This window comes from Streptomyces sp. ATLC9 (assembly GCF_057196705.1).
Genome location: NZ_JBXUOY010000612.1, coordinates 1 through 398, shown reverse-complemented (window position 1 = coordinate 398; position 398 = coordinate 1). Strand labels below are relative to the sequence as shown.

General features: G+C 65.3%; 1 protein-coding gene. It reads left to right on the top strand.

The window, feature by feature from the left end:
• Positions 1-271: HNH endonuclease family protein (locus AC2CJA_RS27310; protein ID WP_484605289.1), on the top strand; the 271-nt coding region annotated here is incomplete at its 5' end.
• Positions 272-398: the final 127 nt, after the last annotated feature.

The following is a 398-nucleotide window of genomic DNA, read 5'->3' as shown; positions in this document are numbered from 1 at the left end:
CGGCGCCCACCCGACGCGACAGCCGGGCCGTCGGCCTGCCCAGCCTCAGCCCACGGCACGAAAACGGTCCACCGACTCCGTCGGCGGACCGTCACGAAACTTCGAGGCTAAGATCGGGAACAAGTCGTTCGCCGAGAAAGTCGAGGTCTTCAAGGTGTCGGGCTTCGAGCTGACCAGAAAGGTCGGCGAGAAGAACGAGTGGACCCCGGAGAGCGTCCGGCTCCGGCAGACCGTCCTTGCCGGAATCGCGGTCAAGACCTGGCCGCGCTGAACTACGACAGGCATATTGAGGTTTTCTCAGCCCCTTTCGTGCCATGCATTGTTGAGGACGAGGGCGGCCTGGGCGATGGCTCCGATCCGGCTGGGGCTGACCGTCACATGCTGCAGCGCGCGCCAGC